13 protein-coding genes are annotated in these 19,684 nt (G+C 44.6%); all 13 read left to right on the top strand.

All coding sequences use genetic code 11. The features are described 5' to 3' along the window. Positions 1 to 88: 88 nt before the first annotated feature. The 13 genes from BMW31_RS00535 (at position 89) to BMW31_RS00475 (ending at position 19,683) form a co-directional block, all read left to right on the top strand. Positions 89 to 1,282, top strand: a complete 1,194-nt coding sequence (locus tag BMW31_RS00535) for a hypothetical protein (protein WP_143049121.1) — start codon at positions 89 to 91, stop codon at positions 1,280 to 1,282. Then, a complete protein-coding gene (locus BMW31_RS00530) occupies positions 1,279 to 1,830 on the top strand; it encodes a condensin complex protein MksE (protein WP_091819740.1) in 552 nt (183 codons plus the stop codon). The genes BMW31_RS00535 and BMW31_RS00530 overlap by 4 nt, the downstream gene beginning before the upstream one ends. Next, positions 1,814 to 5,473 (top strand): ATP-binding protein, encoded by a 3,660-nt coding sequence (locus tag BMW31_RS00525; RefSeq protein ID WP_091819738.1) that lies wholly within the window; start codon positions 1,814 to 1,816, stop codon positions 5,471 to 5,473. Before BMW31_RS00530 ends, BMW31_RS00525 begins: the two co-directional genes overlap by 17 nt. Then, positions 5,470 to 6,333, top strand: a complete 864-nt coding sequence (locus BMW31_RS00520) for a hypothetical protein (protein ID WP_091819735.1) — start codon at positions 5,470 to 5,472, stop codon at positions 6,331 to 6,333. Before BMW31_RS00525 ends, BMW31_RS00520 begins: the two co-directional genes overlap by 4 nt. 186 nt (positions 6,334 to 6,519) lie before the next feature. Further along, entirely contained in the window at positions 6,520 to 7,260 is a 741-nt protein-coding gene (locus tag BMW31_RS00515; RefSeq protein ID WP_091819732.1) for a 6-phosphogluconolactonase, read from the top strand. After that, positions 7,256 to 8,527: an MFS transporter gene (locus tag BMW31_RS00510; RefSeq protein WP_410524420.1), complete on the top strand. Its 1,272-nt coding sequence runs from the start codon at positions 7,256 to 7,258 to the stop codon at positions 8,525 to 8,527. Before BMW31_RS00515 ends, BMW31_RS00510 begins: the two co-directional genes overlap by 5 nt. Then, positions 8,524 to 10,920, top strand: coding sequence for a glycoside hydrolase family 9 protein (locus BMW31_RS00505; protein WP_091819727.1), 2,397 nt, complete (start codon positions 8,524 to 8,526; stop codon positions 10,918 to 10,920). Before BMW31_RS00510 ends, BMW31_RS00505 begins: the two co-directional genes overlap by 4 nt. A gap of 5 nt (positions 10,921 to 10,925) precedes the next feature. Continuing rightward, a complete protein-coding gene (locus BMW31_RS00500) occupies positions 10,926 to 11,843 on the top strand; it encodes a helix-turn-helix domain-containing protein (RefSeq protein ID WP_091819724.1) in 918 nt (305 codons plus the stop codon). Between the two features lie 35 nt (positions 11,844 to 11,878). Continuing rightward, complete coding sequence (locus tag BMW31_RS00495; RefSeq protein ID WP_255404765.1) at positions 11,879 to 12,841, top strand: ROK family protein; 963 nt, start codon at positions 11,879 to 11,881, stop codon at positions 12,839 to 12,841. A 22-nt stretch (positions 12,842 to 12,863) separates the two neighbouring features. Further along, complete coding sequence (locus BMW31_RS00490) at positions 12,864 to 13,658, top strand: ThuA domain-containing protein (RefSeq protein WP_255404764.1); 795 nt, start codon at positions 12,864 to 12,866, stop codon at positions 13,656 to 13,658. A 15-nt stretch (positions 13,659 to 13,673) separates the two neighbouring features. Continuing rightward, positions 13,674 to 14,480 carry a ThuA domain-containing protein gene (locus BMW31_RS00485; RefSeq protein ID WP_091819719.1) on the top strand — a complete coding sequence of 269 codons (807 nt, stop codon included), beginning with the start codon at positions 13,674 to 13,676 and terminating at the stop codon, positions 14,478 to 14,480. Between the two features lie 471 nt (positions 14,481 to 14,951). After that, the gene (locus BMW31_RS00480) at positions 14,952 to 18,086 is read left to right on the top strand and encodes a SusC/RagA family TonB-linked outer membrane protein (protein WP_091819716.1); all 3,135 of its coding nucleotides are present in this window, start codon (positions 14,952 to 14,954) and stop codon (positions 18,084 to 18,086) included. Positions 18,087 to 18,105: 19 nt separating this feature from the next. Next, positions 18,106 to 19,683 carry a RagB/SusD family nutrient uptake outer membrane protein gene (locus BMW31_RS00475; protein ID WP_255404763.1) on the top strand — a complete coding sequence of 526 codons (1,578 nt, stop codon included), beginning with the start codon at positions 18,106 to 18,108 and terminating at the stop codon, positions 19,681 to 19,683. The last annotated feature ends 1 nt before the right edge of the window (position 19,684 follow it).

The following is a 19,684-nucleotide window of genomic DNA, read 5'->3' as shown; positions in this document are numbered from 1 at the left end:
AAATCGGTTGATTATTTGTATATTATTGCAGAAAATAAGTATCTTTGCGATGATAATCTACCTATTTTCTCATGACGGCACAATAACAATGGCAACTTATAACTCTATCAAAGAACTCACGCGTGGACTTCAGCAGGGCGCAAAACTGCTGAATGACATGTTCCTGAAGCGAAAGACCGTTGCTATTAGATACGACGACGCGCTCGAAACACTGGACGGAGACGAGAACCGGTTGCAGCACTTGATAAGCTACGGGGTGATTGAGCAAAGCGGCGATACGCTGGAGCTGGACGATATTTACCAGCGTTTTTTTGAGGAAGTGCTGGCCGTTAACGAGGATATCAACATCGCCCTGGTGCAGACCTACATCAGTAAATTGAAGCTGGACATGGACTCGTATCTGGCCGCCGAGAGTCAGCAGCGCCGCAGTATGTTGCTCCGCGAGGTTCGCCACACGTTTAAAAGCATAGAAAATGCCACCCGCAGAAATGTGGTTGACCTGAAGCGGAACGTTGACGATACCTATAAACAGGAGCATAACTTTAAGATTAAGGAACTCAGACTGAGGGATTTTGATGAGAAAGCCCGCCTGATACACGAGCTGACGGAGCAGACCGAGAAGGTGATTAAAGAGCAGGTGATATTCTTTTCCAATGCTATGGACATTGGGTTGAAGCAAACAGTAAGGGAAGTACAAGAGGGTTTGCGTGATGCTGCTCATGGGCTGATAGCCATCTCACAGCAAATCATAGAATATCTTAACCGCATAGAATACCAAAGTAGGCTGGTCAAGAAGGTGCGCCAGCTCAAGTACCTGCGCGACCAGTTCATGATAGAGCAGGCTACAAACGTAAACGAGGTAATGGCACAAACCAACGACGTGTGGATGGAACGGCAACCTAAGTATGTGACCCGGGTTTCGCTCGACTTTCTGCGTAATGACGATGCCGCACTCGACATATTGAGCAACATCCGCCGCCGGCTCTCCAACAAAACTGCCGTAAAATCTCGACTTGGCGGAAAAATCGCAACGAAGTTCCTGACCGGCCAGATCGAGACCTTACGTGCCTTTAACCATCAGGAATTGCTGAATGGTTTTTTGGCGCAGGGCACTGACCTTTTCAATTACGTATGGCATTACCCGTTTACCGAAACTGTTGATGACGAGTTACGGTTGGTGCTCTTTTTACAATTGGCCTCACAGTATCCTGAGCGATTACGGTACACGGCAGAGACCGACATGATAAGAAATATAGAATATCCAGTAATTTATCCGCGATGAAATATACCAATGAAGTTTTCCAAAGACTAAGCCGTGGGCAGTTCATATCGGCCAACAGCATTGATGCCGAGACGCGAGCTATCTACAATGACATAGAAGAATACCAGCAGGAATATGAAGACTATTTTGCTAAAATAGACTTCCAGCTTTGCGGGGGCGACGGTTTCTTTTATTTTAGCAGGCGAGAAGCCAAGGTTATCGTAGAGAACAAGCTGCAGTCCTTGTTCTCATGGATAGATTATCTTGATTTCCTCAAGACCTACGATACCTCTTTCGACGCTGGCACTCAATTCCGATTGGCGCAAATGGAGGTCAGCTTGTCTACGAATATAGAACTCAAGGAGAAACTGGGCCGGTTGTTCCAGGACCGGCAATCGAATCGTGACAAACTGGAGGCGCTGGCTCTTACGCTTGTAAACATGGGCTTTGCCGAGCTGGTTAACGAGACCGATGGCACCTATCAGGTAACCTCGGCTTTCCATTACATTGAGCAGATAATCCTTTGTATCAATATAGACGAGGAGGTGAAAGATGAGATACCTCAATAAAATTATATTCATCAATAGCGCCCATGTACCTTATGCCGAGATAAAACTCAACGGAAACGTGCACTTCATAGGTACGCAAGGCGTGGGAAAATCTACGTTGCTGCGCGCCATTTTGTTCTTTTATAATGTAGACAAGAACAAACTGGGCATACGCACACAAGCTGGACAGAAGAGTTACGATGAGTTTTATCTGCCTTACCGTAACTCGTATATTATCTATGAGGTGTGTCGCGAGACGGGAACTTACTTTGTGGTGACATTCCTTTCACGCGGCCGTACCGCCTTCCGCATCGTAGATTGTCCGTTCGACAAGCGTTACTTTGTGGAAGAAGACGGAAGTGTACGCGACGAGTGGGGGCGCATCAGTGAGCAGATAGGTACGCGCGTTTTCCGCAGTAACATTATTCGCAGTTACGAGGAGTTCCGCAACATTCTCTATGGCAACCACCGCGAAGTGAGCAGGGAGCTGTGGCGTTTCTCGCTCATGGAAAGTAGTAAGTACCGCCAGGTGCCGCTTACAATCCAGAATATATTCCTGAACCAGAGTCTGGAGTCACGTGTCATCAAAGATACCATTATAGATTCCATGGACTTCTCGGGCGATGATATCGACCTGAATAGATATCGCGAGGAGATGAAAAACTTCCGTCAGCAATACGAAGATATATGGAAATGGTATAAAACAGAAAGAAACGGACGGGTGAAAGTCAAGGCAGAAGCAGATGCGGTGGTTGATAAATATGCACAGTATGAAAGCACAAACAAGCTGATAGCAGAATTGTGCGCCTGCCTGAACTTTGCGTTGGAGCGTGACACCAAGCGCTTGCCGGAGCTGAAGAGAAAGGAGCAGCAGGTAACTGAGGACTTAACGCGCCAGAAAAGACTCTTCAGCGAAGAAGAGAACAAACATAATGCCGAGCGCGACAAGCTGAACCAGAAAGACGGAGCCTTGAAATCGTTCTTCGATCAGGTAAAAATCAAGCGGCAACATTATGAAGAAATAGGTATTGAAAAAATTGCGGAGCGCTACACCAGGGAAGGACAACTGAAGGTGCAGCAGCAAAGTCTGGCCCAGCAGGAGTCGACTCTAACGGGCAAGAACCAAACAGTAACCTCGAAATACAAAGAATTGCAGCAAGCAGTGAATCGTGAATGGCGCGAAAACGACTTGCAGCTCAAGGAACAGCTCAACGATATGCAGCGCACGGCTACCGAAAAGCAAGGAGAGTTACAAAAGGAACAAGCAAGGCAGGCTGACGGTATCAGAAAGCAATATAACGTGAAACTTGACGAAAACGAAAAACTGCTTACAGAAGCTCGTGATGCCTACGGCAAACTGAAAATAGACGTAGAGCGAATGAAGCAAGCCAATCCTTATCGCGAAGATGAGGCCGAGTTGGATACCCAATCATCCGAACTGCAGCAACGCTTGCAGCAGCTGGAGCATGAATCGAATGCCATGCAGCAGGAAATTTCCCGTATTACGGCTGACGTAGCTATGCGGCGCAAGGATCTTGAAACGGACTGTGACAAGGCTGCAACCTCGTTGCAGAGCACCGTCGCCTTGCTTTCGGCAGAAGCTGCGGGCCTTGAGGACATGCTGCAACGGCAAAAGGGTTCGTTCATTGAGTGGTTGGGAACTCATGTGGACGGCTGGGAACATCATATAGACAAGGTACTAGATGAGGATGCCGTGTTATACAATGCGGCGCTGAACCCACGGTTAGAGGGTGGGGAGGATACCGTCTTCGGTGTTAAGATTGATACGGAAAACATAGAAAAGGTAGTCAAGACCCCTGAAGAAATACAACTCCAAAAAGCAAGACTGGAGCAGCAAATAGAGGATGTAAATAAACAGATAAAAGTTCGCAAGCAGCAGTTAACAGTGGATATCGAAGAACTGGAACGCAAACCCAAAGTCCGCTTGAAGCAGTTGCGCAAGGATAAAATGAATATTGATGCCGAGTACAAACAACTGCCGTTGCGTCTGCAACGCATCAATAAGGAAAGGACTAACCTGGCCGACCGTCTTTCAAAGTGGCGAGAGAGAGAACTCGCCAAGCTGCATGAGCAACAAAGCGTAGCGGAACGGGACATCGAAGATCTTGGCAAGCAAAAACTGTTGTTAAAAGAACAATGCGACAAAAGATTAACTGACGTCAGAAAATCGTTCGAAAGACAAACAAGAAACCTTTTCGAGGCTGTAAACAGCAAAAAAATTGCTATTGAGACTGAGCGTTTGCAGAACCAACGTGAGGCAGAGAAACGAACTGTAGCGCTGCAGGCAGAAATGGATGCCGAGCTGAAAGGTCTGAATGTAGACATTGAGCGCTTGGCCGAGGTTCGCAAGCAACTGCAAACCGTCTCTGATGAGTTGCGGTTCATTGACGAAAATCGCCCTGAATACATTTCCTGGCAGAATGATATCCGTGATTATTTCAGCCTCGAATCCGATAAAAAAGAGGAGCGAAGGGTGAACCGAGGAAAGATAGATGAGCTTACGGAGAAATTCCAGAAGCGCAAGAAACAATACGATGAGGCTATCAATCGATTGGCCTCGTCTCTGCGGTCTTTGCAAGACGAACAGGAAAAACTCACCAATGCTATCAATCATGTGAATAGTTTCAGAAACAATTCATCGTGTCCCGAAGCTTTGCTCACAGCAGGGGAGCGGAAAACAGTAAAACCCTTGGCAGATATTTTAGACAATCTGCATAACCAAATCAGCAATCAGCAACAAACATTGGAGGCGTTTAAGCAAGCTGTAATCGCTTTCAAGAGTAATTTCTCTCCCCAAAACACATTCAATTTCCGTACCGAGTTCAACTCAAATAGCGATTACACGGAATTTGCGGTTGATTTGAACGAATTTCTCTCAAATGCCAAGATAGAGCAGTACAGGGTTCGCACCAGCCGTCAATATGCCACGATTATTAAACGTATAGCCCACGACGTAAGCGATTTGAGCCAGCATACAGCCGATGTGCGTGCTACAATCGGCGATATCAATCACGATTTCCGTGAGAATAATTTTGTGGGCGTCATCAAGGATATAGAGCTGCGCGCAGTTGAAAGCAACGACCACTTGATGCAGCAGTTGCTCAACATCAAGCGGTTTGACGATGAGCATGGGTTTGATATCGGAGAACTGAATCTGTTCTCGGAAGAAGATAATCAGAACCATACCAACGAACAGGCCATCAGGTTACTCATGACCCTTATCGAAATGATGGATGTCGAGCAGAAGCGTGAACATATAACGCTATCTGACACTTTCAAACTGGAATTTAAGGTGAAAGAGAATGATAACGATACAAACTGGGTGGAGAAATTGTCCAACGTAGGGTCGGATGGAACTGACATTTTGGTGAAAGCCATGGTGAACATTATGCTAATCAATGTTTTCAAGCGCAAGATTTCCCGTAAATTCGGTGATTTCAAACTACACTGCATGATGGATGAAATAGGGAAACTTCATCCTAATAACGTGGAGGGGATATTGAAGTTTGCCAATGTGCGCAACATCTACCTGGTCAATTCGTCGCCAACCACCTACAATGCGCTTGCCTATCGCTACACCTACGCACTGAGCAAAGACGAGCAGAGCAACACAGTCGTAAAGACACTACTCACTATCCGATGAAAATAACCACATCACTTATTCAGCGCCTGATATTGTTAGCTGAAGGCAAAGCACTCCCGACCAGTAGCCTGCGGGGTGAATGGTTCAGGCAAATGCAGACCGATGGCATTCTGCTAACCAACATTCACGGCAGTCATCAGAGCTTGCGGGCTGCCGATACTTCAGCTCTGCGTCATTATCTGGCCAGCCATTATGACATTCGTAATTTGGAAGCCACGCTGCACCTGCTGCAACATCCCTTGGCAGACAGAGCCTTGCAAGTGCAAGTAACGGGCAATAGCAAGTTTGTAAGACATCGTACCTTCCGAGGTTTCCTGGTCAATAGCTATCAGTCAATAGCTGCAACGCTCAATGGAACTCCATTGACTATTCTTCCGACCGACGGCAGTTTTGTTTTTATAGCCGACAGTCAGAACTTCTCAATACCACCTGATGTAATGATCGTTGGTGTAGAGAATGCCGAAAATTTCCGTTATGTGAAGCGGCAACGATACCTCTTCGAGTCGTGTTTACCCCAAGGTTGCCAGCTACTGTTTGTTTCGCGATATCCGCAACAGCAACATGCTGACCTCATCAACTGGCTTTTGTCTATCCCAAATCAATATATTCACTTTGGTGATCTTGATCTGGCAGGGATTGCTATCTTCCAGCATGAATTCTATGAGCATCTTGGTATGCGCAGTACATTTCTGATACCAGAGGACTACGAAGAAAGAATACGAGAGGGAAACCGTGAACGATACGATGCCCAGCTGCCTCAATACGCAAAGATGTCCGTAACCGACAGCAGGATAAGTTCTCTATTGACTTGCATCCATCATTACCATCGAGGTTACGACCAAGAAGGCTTCATATTGTAAAACCAAAAAAGAAAAGGTTAAAACGATAATATGCAGGTCTAAGTTTCAAAACATAGTATAAAAAAAATGCCCCATTAGGGCGTTTATCAAACCAATTATAAGAGATATTCAACCTCTTTGTTATAAATAGATTCTATCTTTGTCCTCGTAGCAATAACTATAGATGCTGTTGACAAATCTAAGATAATGGAAAAAGTAATAATTGCAAAAACAGAGGAACAGTTTGATATTATGGCGGCCATGTGTGTCATTAAGCAGATTCTGAAAAAGCCAGATAGTGTTATAGGTCTTTCTACAGGTCGAACTACTTTGCACATACACCAAATCATTTCCAATTTTTTCGCTGAATATCCTTCAGACCTTCATCAAGTAACTTTTTTTGGTGTAGATGAGGTTATGAATGTACCAAGAGAGTATAGTGGAGCCTGTTTTATGATGTTGAAGAATCAACTGATAGATGCTCTGTCAATAGATGATGCTCATTTCCTAATGCTTCCCACACAAAGTAATGATTTTCCTGCAGCGTGTCGTGAATTCGAACAAGCCTTGGTGGATAGAGGAGGTGTTGATTTACTGGTGTTGGGTTTAGGTGAAAATGGGCACTTAGGGTTTAATCAGCCTGGAACTCCATTTGAAACATGCACTTGGATTTCGCGAATGGATGACCAATTGGAGTCACGTATTCGGAGTGAAACGAATACTCCTCCTGATGTCTTGCTGGGTGGAGTTACTATTGGATTAAAAAACATCATGCACAGCAGGAAGATACTGTTGGTAGCAAAAGGTACCAACAAAGCTGAAATAGTAGATAAGATGCTTCATGGACCAGTTACGCCGCAAGTGCCTGCATCTATTCTTCAACTTCATCCTGATTGTCATTTCCTTTTTGATTTATCCGCTTCTAAATATCTTCAGTATGAGCATTAAACAAGTAGAATATTCCAATAATTATCTGATACCATTTATTTCAATGGTTATGCTGTTTTTTATCGTTGGGTTCCTAACCACGGCAAATACTCAGTTTCAAGCACCTCTAAAAGCAACTTTCCTTGCTGATGTGGGTTCCATGAAGAATACCTTAGCCACTCTTATTACCTTCTCATGGTTTTTGGCATATCCTATTAGTGGTCCAATTGGTTCTCGTTGGGTAAACCGCAGTGGTTATAAAGTAACTTTGGTAAGGGGACTTGGGATAATGATATTCGGCTTGGGCTTGTTCTGGTTGTCTTCTGTTGTAACCGTCCGGTATCCCGATATGGTTTATCTGTGGGCTGACAACAGACTGCCTGTAGGCTTCTTCATCTTTTTGTTTGGCTCATTTACTGTCGGAGCTTCTGCTGCAATACTCCAAGTAGTCATCAATCCTTATTTGGTAGCTTGTCTTGTTAAAAACACCCAAGCCGTACAACGTATGGCTATTGGTGGAACGGCCAACTCTATTGGCACAACGGTAGCACCCTATTTCGTTTCCGGAATAGTATTTGGCGGACTTTCTGTCGATGAAGTTGCTGTGTCGCAGTTAGCTTTCCCGTTTTTAGTCTTGATAGCTGTTGTTGTTATACTTGTAATGCTTCTGCTTTATTTGCCACTTCCCGATATAGAAGAAGCCCATGCAACTCGAGGTGAGACTTTGGAACGCAGTGTTTGGTCTTTTCGTCACTTAACGCTTGGCGTTATTGCAATCTTTTTCTATGTAGGCTGTGAGGTCTGTATTGGAGGCAATCTCAACCTCTACATCCTTTCAGACCTTCAAGGTAGTATTGCTACAGCCACGCTTATGTCCACCCTCTATTGGGGTGGCTTATTGGTAGGGCGACTGATTTCCAGCATGCTGAACAAAATATCTCCACGTACACAACTTGTTTTTACAACAGCTATGGCTACAATATTCCTTTTTATAGCGATGTGGACAAACAATCCTTGGCTACTGGTAGCAGTAGGCTTATTTCATAGCATTATGTGGGGATGTATTTATACACTTGCGGTTACTGGCTTAGGTAAGTATACATCTATAGCTTCCGGAGTCTTCATGATAGGAGTCGTAGGTGGGGCTGTATTGCCATTAATGCAAGGCTTTATAGCAGATATGCTTGGGTCATGGCGTTGGTCATGGTCAATTGTACTGTTAGGAGAATTGGTTATGTTGAGTTATGCCGTCATTGGCTCCCGCATTCATAGTCATCGTGCAGCATGAGAAAGATAATTTGTTTGTTTTGTTGGTTATCTGTCATATCCCTTTTCGGGCAAAACAAAAGTTTGTCAGCAGATTGCTGTGAACAGTTATCTTTGTCAGTGCAACACCATTTTCCGTTAGCAGTAGATCGCTCACGTCAATTGGAAACACTTACAGGAACAAAGAAGGTTCTTAATTCCAAAACACTTTCAAAATTAAAATGGACAGTCGAAGGTTTCGGCAGAGTGAAGTCAGCACGGGGCGGCGGGTTTGTTATGACCTTTCCGCGATTGGTAGGTGAGCGGCCTATAGGACCTTTAGACGACCCGGATTATGCAACTTATGGACAATGCCGTGCCGTTTCACATATTGGCGGAAAAGATTGGACTGCTTATAACTGCATAGCCATGGATATTCGTGCTGATGCAAGAGGATCGGATGTCGTGAATCTTAATTTTGTATTAGAAGATCAAGTTCCCCATTCCTTAGGTGCACACCTTATTAATATAGACAATCATCAAACGAATCATGTCTATTTCGAAATCAATTGTCTGCCTCGTAAATATGTTCAAAAGCTAATATTGTATGCAGACATGAAGGGAAATGATGGTACGATGAGTGACTCCATCAGATATGAAGTTTCAAATTTACGTTTATTACAAATAACCCGTCCTAATCAAGAAACGGGCTGGGTTCCTCATGACCATTACGTATCTTATTCAATGTCGGGCTATTTGCCTGCATATCGCAAAATAGCTATCGTGAATCAGAAAGATTACCCTGTTGACTCTTTCCAGCTTGTTGACATAAATAATCATTCTGTCGTTTTCCGTGCCCCTTTGGAATCTCTGCATACGACTTTGGGAAACTTCGGCGTTCTCGATTTTACCTCATTCTGCCAACCTGGCTTTTATGCTATTCGCTTGGGTCAGTATCTGTCTCCGGCTTTTCCTATATCCACGCATGTTTTTACGAATACTACATGGCGGTTGCTTAACTTTATCTTCTGCCAAAGGTGTGGTTACGTTGTACCGGGTATTCACGGAAGATGTCATGCTGATTTGTTTGCAGTTTTTCGTGGCGATACATTGTCATATAGTGGAGGTTGGCATGATGCAGGAGATTTATCCCAACAGGCTTTGCAAACTGCTGATGTAGCTCATGCCCTGCTCTCTTTAGCAGTAGCAAGGCGTAAATCAGACCCTAAGCTGGCTGCCCGTTTGCAAGAAGAAGCTCTGTGGGGGCTACGCTTTGTCCTTCAATGTCGGCTGCCAGACGGATATCGTGCGAGCAGCATGGGATTACTCCATTGGACTGATGGCATAAAAGGTACTGGAGATGATATTTTTACTGTGCGCAAACAGCACAATGCGTTTGACAATTATCTTTATTCAGCTTATGAGGCTATGGCTGCGATGCAACTTGATAGTTGTCGAGAAATAACCTCTGAGTTGAAGAAACAAGCCATTATAGATTTTCAGTATGCTCAGGGAAAATACAAAAATGAGGGCGTAGATGAATTTACCATACCAATGGAGCATACTTATAATACTTCCGCCAGCCTGTTTCATGCAGCTCGTTCCTGGGCAGCTTCTCAACTATATGTACTTACCCACGACGCTCGTTATGCCCAAGTGGCCCGTTCGTCAGCTCGCTACATTATGGCTTGTCAGGAAAAACGGGTAGGTAGACCAGAACTGCGAGGCTTCTTTTACCGTGATACTACTCGCCAGTCCATTGTTCATTTCATTCATCAATCACGTTCAGAACTCTTTATGCAGGCACTTGTAAGTCTCTGCAAAACCCAACCTCGTGCAGCAGATTATCCACAATGGCAGCAGGCAATTCGGTTGTATGGCAATTATCTTAAAGCTCTCGCTGTTTATACAAAGCCTTATGACATGGCACCCAGCGGTACGTATATGGCTCATGAGTATAAAGATAGCATAGGTTTCCGGAAACTTCATTTGTGGGCTCCGGCAAATGCCGATTCCCTCTTCAGGCTTCAGTTTTCTGAAGGAGTTCGTCTTGACAGTATTCATGCTGTGAGGCGTTTTCCGATTTGTTTTTCTATCTTTAATGGAAATGAAGCTGTTATTTTGTCTTTGGGCAAATCAGCAGCACTTTGTGGCCATTACCTAAGCGACCGAGAACTGCTTGATATAGGCTTAGGACAGCTTTATTGGACAGTAGGAAAGAATCCTTTCTGCCAATCTCTCATTTACGGAGAAGGCTATCGCTATCCCTCTATGGACAGTTTCTCGTCTGGCGAAATTACCGGAGAGATACCCGTAGGTATACGCTCTTATGGTAATACGGACCAACCTTATTGGCCCCAAGTTAATAATGCGTGCTATAAAGAAGTGTGGATGACTTCAGCAGGCAAGTTTCTATCGTTGTTGTCAGAATATTAAGTATTATGAGTTATATAGTTTTATCTCTTTCTGTCATTGTATTGATTTTGCTTGTAGAACTGTTCAGAAAAAGCAGAGAATTACGGCAACTTAAAAATACGGCATTGCAAACAAAGGAAGAACTACCCGGCAGCCTCACGGCCGAGAATGCCGGCGAGTCCAAAACGGAAGCCTCGCCCGAGCGGGAGATTATTCTGATAGCTTCTGAAGAAAGTGAGGTGCTGGCTGAACTGTTTGCAGCTTTAGCAGATACATACGATATTATTCAAGCCTCTGATGGCGATGAGGCTATGGTGTTGGCAAAGGAGAAAAATCCGGCCATCATCATTGCCGACATGATGTTACCAGTCGTGGCAGGGATAGATCTCTGTAGGCATCTGCGCAGCATGATAGAAACGAGTCATATTGCTGTAATCCTTTTTTCATCGATGTATGAACGGGAGAATGTGATATATGCTTTGGAAGCTGGAGCCGACGAATTTTTTACGATTCCCTTCGATTTCGAAATTATGAAGGCTCGACTACGTAACATCCTATACCGCTCGCAATTATTGCGTGACAAAGTTTCTGCTATGAACAAAGAGACCGATCAAATAGACTATAAGAGCCAACTTGACAAAGAGTTTATGGAGAGAGTACGGAAGGTTATAGAGGAGCAGATGTCAAATTGTGAGTTCACTGTTAATGATTTCTGTTCAGAATTAGCCATGAGTCGTTCTTCTGTCTACAACAAACTCAAGACGCTGACGGGCAACGGGCCTAATGACATTATCCGGGTGGTGAGACTCAATCATGCTCGTGAGCTATTGGCTCAACATCGTTATACTATTTCGGAGGTTGCTATGAAGGTTGGTTTTGCCGACCCCAAATATTTCAGTACAAGCTTTAAGAAGCAGTTTGGCACAAGTCCGAGCAAAATATGATTATCTTCTTGATATAAATGTAAATCAGTTATTGAATGGCTATGAAACAAACTTTTTTAGGTATCGTGTTAGGTGGAACTCAGTTAACGATAGGTGAAATTGATGAGTACGGCAAGTTGTTGAAGATGAAAGACTACCAGACCGTGTTCTTTAATCAGGAATCGGCACAGGATATGATTATATCTTCTCTGCACGATTACGAGACTCACGTGGGGTGGATCGGCAAACGTCCCCTTGCGATGGGGGTGGGCGTGATAGGGCGTGTTGACTCCGAAAAAGGTATATGGCAACAGATAGATCCCGCCCGGACCCATCCTATTAATCTGGCGCGCACACTACAAGAAACTTTTAGCATGCCTTGTTTCGTAGACAACGATGTAAAAGCCTCTACGCGAGCAGTTATGCGATGGGGTGCAGGACATGAAAGTAATAATTTTATCTATCTATACATCGGCACCGGCATAGCTGCCAGTATCGTTATTGACGGTAAGCAGATACGAGGCGCTCATTTTAATGCAGGTGAAGTGGGGCATCTGAAAGTAGGAACAAGAGTAGGTATGCGTTGCGCATGTGGGCGTACAGACTGTGTTGAAACAATAGCATCATCAGTAGGAATAGATCGTTGTGCCCGCATGTTGCGCAATGATTATCCTGATACCAACCTTTCGATACCATCAAATGAGCGTGTTAAGGTAGAAGATGTATTCCGCCTGGCTAAAGCCGGCGACTCTCTGTGCGTAAAGCTAACGGAAAACGCAACAGATGCTTTGGCCGATCTTATTATGAATCTGGTCAGGGTAACAGACCCAGATACTATTATTCTTGGTGGCGAGATGTTGGAGATAAGTGATTATATGGCTCATGTCAAGGCGAAACTGCAACCGGTAACCATGCGGTTTGTTACGCGTGGAGTTGTACCAACCAGACTCGATGCCAAGAATATAGGACTTATTGGTGCAGGAGCCGTGGCCATGGATGGATTGGAAAACCAGAAATAAGAATCATAAAAGTGATATGGTAATGAAGAAGTTTAATTTGCTTTTGCTATCAGGAATTTTGTTCCTCCTGTCTGTTACAACGGATGTAGTAGCTCAATCGCATGCCGTGCCAGCAAAACATCCGCGTAAAGTGCTCGTGTTGGCAGAGCAGGCTACGGGCCATCAAGGGTTTGTAGATGCGGCAACCTCCTGGCTTAATAGTGTTGCAGACAGTTTGAACGTAACCTTTACGTATGTATATAGTATGAAAGAAATAAAGGCTGGCGAGATAGACAAATATCAGGCCATTATACAACTAAATTATCCTCCCTACGCATGGAGCGAAGCGGCAGCAGCCGACTTTGAACGTTACATCGACCAGGGACATGGAGGCTATGTAGGATTTCACCATGCCACTCTCTTAGGTGATATTTTTGATGGTTACAAGATGTGGCAGTGGTTCTCTGACTTTATGGGGCATATCCGGTTCGACCGTTACATAGCTCCGCTGGCAGACGGAACCGTTTGTGTAGAAGATGATGCCCATCCTGTTATGCGCGGCTTGCCTTGTGTATTTGACATACCAAAAGATGAGTGGTACACGTACGACAGCAATCCACGAAAACACGTTCATGTGTTGGCCCATGTTGACGAGGCGAGCTATCGGCCTGCTTCTGATATACGTATGGGCGACCACCCGGTTATTTGGACCAACCCTTCCAAAAAAGCCCGTAATGTGTATTTCCAGATAGGTCACCATGCCGATTTGCTCACTACACCTGCCTTTATCCGCATGTTTGGCAATGCCATTCTGTGGGTTCTGGGCGATATAAATTAATAAAAAGAGAAGTCTATGAAGCGTTTTTTTCAAATTATACTCATTGCTATTGCTGTTATCATTAGCCTGCCGGCTGCAGCCCAAACAGATTATCCGGCAAATTATGCCAAAGCTCCTCGGTTTAAAGCCCTTATTTATTATGATTCTACAGCTGAAGAAGCTCATGTGCAATTTGACCGGCAGGCCATTCAGTTCTTCCACAAACTCACCTACGGAGAAGGCTACATACTGAAGGTTACCACTGATTTTGGATTGTATGCTGACAGTCTGAACAATTTTGATATCATCATCATGCTCAACGGTATGCCAACAAATCGAATGGAACGTAAGGCATTTGAGCGTTATATGGAACATGGTGGAGGCTGGATGGGATTCCATGCAGCAGCCTATAATGATAGGAATACGGCTTGGCCGTGGTTGAATGAGTTTTTAGGCTGCGGACATTTTCTTTGTAATAACTGGCCTCCTCAGCCTGCGGTGGTAGAGAGCGATAAGCCTGCCCATACGGTTATGCGTACGCTACCACCCTCGTTTGTGGCTCCGGCCAGCGAGTTCTATCAGTGGAGTCCGAGTCCCAGACTTAATCCGGATGTTGATGTACTTTTGTCCATCTCTCCTAAAATGTATCCATTCGGAATAAAGGATGTTGTAAATTCCGGAGATTTTCCGGTTGTTTGGACTAATCGGAAGTACCGTATGATTTATCTCAACATGGGGCATGGTGACGAATGTTTTATAGACGCCACACAGAATTTGCTTTTTGTCAATGCTTTCCGCTGGGTGGTGAGCCGTTCGCCGCAAGGAGATCCGTTTCAAAAATAGACGGAAGTCCTACTTTATCAATTTATAAGACTTGTAGATTTTTTTAGTTGTAGTTTTAAGTTAGAAAAGCCGGGTGCCTGTAACACTCGGCTTTTAGTGCTTTCCCGTTGCCTGTAATTGTAAGGATTTAGGAATATTTTCTAACCTTTCATCTGCCATTTTGCTGCTTTCGCCATGTTCGGGTTTGATGTGTGTGTTTCTTGTAGCAATCCTTTTAGCCTCTTGGAGCTATGAATTTAGCTCCTTGAAGGTGTCTTTCGGGAGGCTTGAAGCATAGTTCCTGCAAAACGCCTTGTATACGGCGCTTTGGCAGGTTGAAAAAACGTACGTTGTGGTTTGATATCAGGTATGTTATACTCTGTTGTTTTATTTTCAACCTTTTATATCGTGTATTCAACCTTCTTGAATTATCCTTTTCCTACTTTTGTTGCAACAAAGTATTACCTAAACATCTATCAATAACATAATAACATGGAAACAATACGGAAATTCTCTTTGAGGCCTTTTGAAATTCCTAACTGGAGATGCCTGTTGGTATGTCTGTTATCCTTAGTGGTTACAGGGTTGCAGGCGCAGACTGTAAATGTAACAGGAAGTGTGAAGTCAGCATCCGACAGTGAACCCTTAGTGGGGGTGAGCGTTGTTGCTGCGGGAAGCAAAAGTGGGGTGCTTACTGATATTGACGGACATTTCAGCATGTCGGCAACAGTGGGCGACCAGCTGGTTTTCTCTTATGTTGGTTTTGTCCAGGCTCAAGTGTCTGTTGTAAGTGGAAAAGCAGTATATGACGTGCTGTTAAAAGAAGATTCCCAATCGCTTAACGAAGTGGTTGTGGTTGGCTACGGCGTACAGAAGAAAAGCGTTTTGACATCGGCAGTGAGTCGTGTTACTGCCGATGAACTCGACAAGGGCAACCCTACTAATCTTGAGAATGCTTTAAAAGGCAAGGTATCGGGTGTGATGATTACCTCAGAATCGGGGCAGCCCGGTGCTGGTTCCAAGATTAGAATCCGCGGAGTTGGAACGGTAAACAATTCAGTGCCTCTGTACATAGTAGACGGAATGCCATCGGAGAACGGTTTGGACTATCTGAACCCAACCGATATAGAATCAGTCGAAATACTAAAGGATGCCGCCTCGGCCGCCATTTATGGAGCGCGTGGTGCCAATGGCGTGGTGCTGGTAACGACCAAGAGCGGTAAGGCTGGCAAAATAAACGTAAGTTATGAGTTTACGTATGGTATTCAGAACCCCGACAAGCACATTGACCTTTTGGGAAGTAAGGATTACCAGATGCTGATAAATGAAATGGCTTCCAATTCGGGTAAGCCGGCTTATTTTCCTACGCCTGTTACTGTAGATACGGATTGGCAGAAAGCTGTACGCAATGACAATGCCCCCATCGTAAATCATAAGTTGGCCGTAAGTGGTGGCAATGACCGTCAGACGTTTTATCTCTCACTGGGTTATGTAGACCAGGACGGTATCTTTGGGAAGGGTTACACTGGTTACAGCCGTACCAACATAAGGCTTAATTATAATAATGTGCTGCTCGATGTGAAGACCCGAAACTGGCTTAACAACATTCAGTTTGGAGCTATTGTGAGCCATTCGCGAGCCAAGCGCAAGGGAACCACAATCGGTAACAGCGAAGTAGGCGGACTAATGGCCTCGCTGAATATGCTGCCTCCAACAGAGCCCGTGTATCAAACTGATGGCGAGATGTTGTCGCAATACGACCTTACTTATCCTAATCATGTTATAGCACCTAATGGACAAGCATATAACATCATCGAGATGCGTGAAATAGTGAACCCTTTAGCAGATCTGCAGGTTAACCATAACCAGCTAAACACCTCGGTTGTTCATGGCTATAACTTTAATGTCAATATCAGTTTGTTGCCTGGATTGAAGTTTAAAACGACTTTGGGACTTGATTATAGCAACAGCACAACGCGCAGTGTTGTTCCTGTTTACGACCTGAATGCTACTTCCAAGAACACAACCTCATCCGTTCAAAACGATAAGTCGGATTCTCGCTTTTGGCAGTGGGAGAACATTCTCTCTTATCAGCATGCTTTTGGATTGCACAATGTGGGCGCCATGGTGGGCACGAGTATGTCGGCCTATCACCACGAATGGCTCGGAGGGTCTGATTTTAATCTGCTGAGTGCAACCCTCTCGAAGGGATACATTGATACGGCAACGGCACCCGAAGAAGACTCGCGAGTGTGGGGCAGTGCGGGAGACCATCGTATAGCGTCGCTCTTCACCCGTCTTAATTACGATTATGCAGAGAAATACCTGGCAGAGTTTGTTATTCGGCGCGATGGTTCGTCCAACTTCAGCCGTGAGCATCAGTATGCAACCTTCCCTTCTGTATCTTTAGGTTGGGTGCTTAGTAAAGAAGCCTTCATGCAGTCTGTAGCATGGTTCGATTTTGCCAAGCTGCGTTTCAGCTGGGGACAGAATGGTAATGAGAACATTGGTGCGTTCCAATATACAACCATGATGGCACAAGGCAAGAATGCGGTAATAGACGGTAAAGTCTATACAGGCATGTTGCCTTCGGGCTACTCCAATTCGGAACTTAAATGGGAAACCTCAGAGCAAATAGATTTAGGCATAGACTTACGTTTCTTTAAAAGTGCCCTTACATTTTCGGCAGATTATTTTGTAAAGACAACAAAGGATATGCTTCTCTGGAAACCTATCCCTCTTTATACCAGTTATGGCGGAATGACGGTTAATGGAGGTAAAGTACGCAACAAAGGACTGGAATTGGAAGCCTCCTATAAATTAGCTCTTAATGACTTTAACATTGGCTTGACAGCCAATGCCTCTCATGTGGTAAACAAGGTGATAAACCAAGGAAATGACCGTACCGGTATTGATGGCATAACTGGAGGTATGGGCGGTCAGGTTACCTACAGCGAGAACGGCCGGCCTTACGGATTCTTTTATGGCTATCAGACGATGGGCGTGTTCCAGAATCAAGCAGAAATAGACAGTTACAAAACGGCCGATGGCATTGTATGTCAGCCTGGAGCCAAGCCTGGTGATTTGAAATTCAGGGATCTTGATGGTAAAAACGGTATAGATGCCAATGACCGTACGATGATAGGTAATCCGATACCAGATTGGACTTACGGCCTTACGTTCAATGCGTCGTGGCGCGGATTTGATGCTACGGCTTTCTTCCAGGGAACAGTAGGTAATGATATTTACAAGCTCTACCGGCGTTCGAATGTAGCGTTAGGTAACTTTGAAAAAGACTGGCTTAACCGGTGGCATGGTGAAGGGACTTCTAATCGAGTGCCTCGCATTGTAGAAGGTGACAACAACAATTACCAGATTTCAGATTTCTTTGTACAAGATGGTTCTTATTTGCGGCTTAAAGTGGCTCAGCTGGGCTATACGCTGCCGGTGGCATTAACCAGACGCTACGGTGTCCAGAAGTTGCGTATCTTCGTACAGGGGGAGAATCTTTTCACGCTTACGGGGTACGATGGCTACGATCCGGAAGTGGGAACGCGTAATGGCTTGGACTCGGGGACCTATCCGCAGGCCAGGGTGTTGACATTGGGTGCAAACATTGTGTTTTAACGGTTTAAGAGTATAGAATATGAAAACGATAAATAGAACTTTAATAAGCCTTGTTACAGTAGTTGCTGCTGGCTTTACTTTTTCTGCATGCTCTGATTTCTTGGAAACAGAACCTGCTTCACAGATATCGGAGAGCGAGTATTATTCTTCCGAAGAAGAGATGATGAAAGGCCTATATGCCCTCATGGACGAAGTGCAGATACGCCTGATGGAAGTTTGGTCTTATTCGTCTTTGCTTTCTGATGAGTCGGAAACCGGTGGAGGTATAGGCGAGGGTTCATACAAAACAAAGTGGGATAATTTCTCGTATGATGCCAATAGCTGTTTTGGCGCCTGGGGCTATGGCTCGTGGTGGAATGAATGGGATTACGGGCTTTATAATGGCGTGATTGCAGCAAATAAGCTGATAGATCATTTATCGAATAGTGATTTGAATGAGAATTTTGTTCATGAGTTGGATGCTGAGGCCAAATTCTATCGCGCCCTTTTCTATGACTATCTCTGGATGGGCTATGAAGAAATACCCCTCATAACGAAATCTATGTTACCTGATGACATGTATAATGTGCATAAAGGAACAAGGCAAGAAGTATATGATTTTATGCTGTCGGATTTGGATGATGCAGTGACCCAATACCTGCCAGAACGGAGTGCCACGCCACAAGGCAGAGTTTGCCGTGATGCGGCTAAGCTGCTAAGAACGAAGATAATCCTTTTTCACCGAGATGAAGCAAAATATCAAACAGCCCTGAATGATATGAAAGAAATTATCAACAGTGGGCGTTATAGTCTGCTCCCTAATTATCAAGACTTATGGTGGAAGAAAGGCGAGTGGGGTAAAGAGTCAATTTACGAAGTAGCTTTTGCAGGAAAAAATACCGGTGAAGGCAATGGCATTTGCAGGTCAGTTGGAGGGCGTAACCTGATAGACCCAAGAAGTGCAGAACAAGGAGGCTTATGTGAAGGATACGGTCAGAACACCATGCCATCGACCATTTACAATATGTTTGAGCCGGGAGATAGTCGTCGTGAAGGAACAGTCATAGTTTGGGCTGACGAAGCCAAAAAAGTGGATCAGCTTATTGCAGATGGTAAACTGAATGCCGGCAGCCGATTCAATGTCAGTGACCAACAGGAAAATTACGAAGGCTTAGGTCATTATAAGTATCAGCCACGTAAGGAAAGTGCTTCGGACATTAATCCTCTTTATAATTATGCAGCTTCTTATCGTTTTTATCGTTATGCAGATGTATTATTGCTGGCAACGGAATTGCAAGTACGTGTGAATGGTAAAGTGGATTCGGATGGGCAGAAATGGTTTGACCAGATACGCGACCGGGCTTTCCAAAATGCCAATCACAGAATAGACTTAGGCAGACTGACCAAACAACAGGCGCTTGACACAATCTTCAAAGAACGCGGCTATGAGTTTATTGACGAGATGCAGCGCTGGTTTGATATTCTGAGATTTGATAAAGGAACTGAAATCTTGGGTAAAAAGGGTTGGACCGAGAAATTTAGATATTTCCCAATAGACCAGTCGGAGATTGATCGTTCGAATGGAAATCTTACGCAAAACCCAGGTTGGACTAAATAAC

The sequence above is a fragment of the Prevotella sp. kh1p2 genome, from assembly GCF_900111525.1.
In the GTDB taxonomy this organism is placed as follows: domain Bacteria; phylum Bacteroidota; class Bacteroidia; order Bacteroidales; family Bacteroidaceae; genus Prevotella.
The sequence above is the reverse complement of the archived record's forward strand: the minus strand, read 5'-3'. Positions and strand labels throughout refer to the sequence as shown.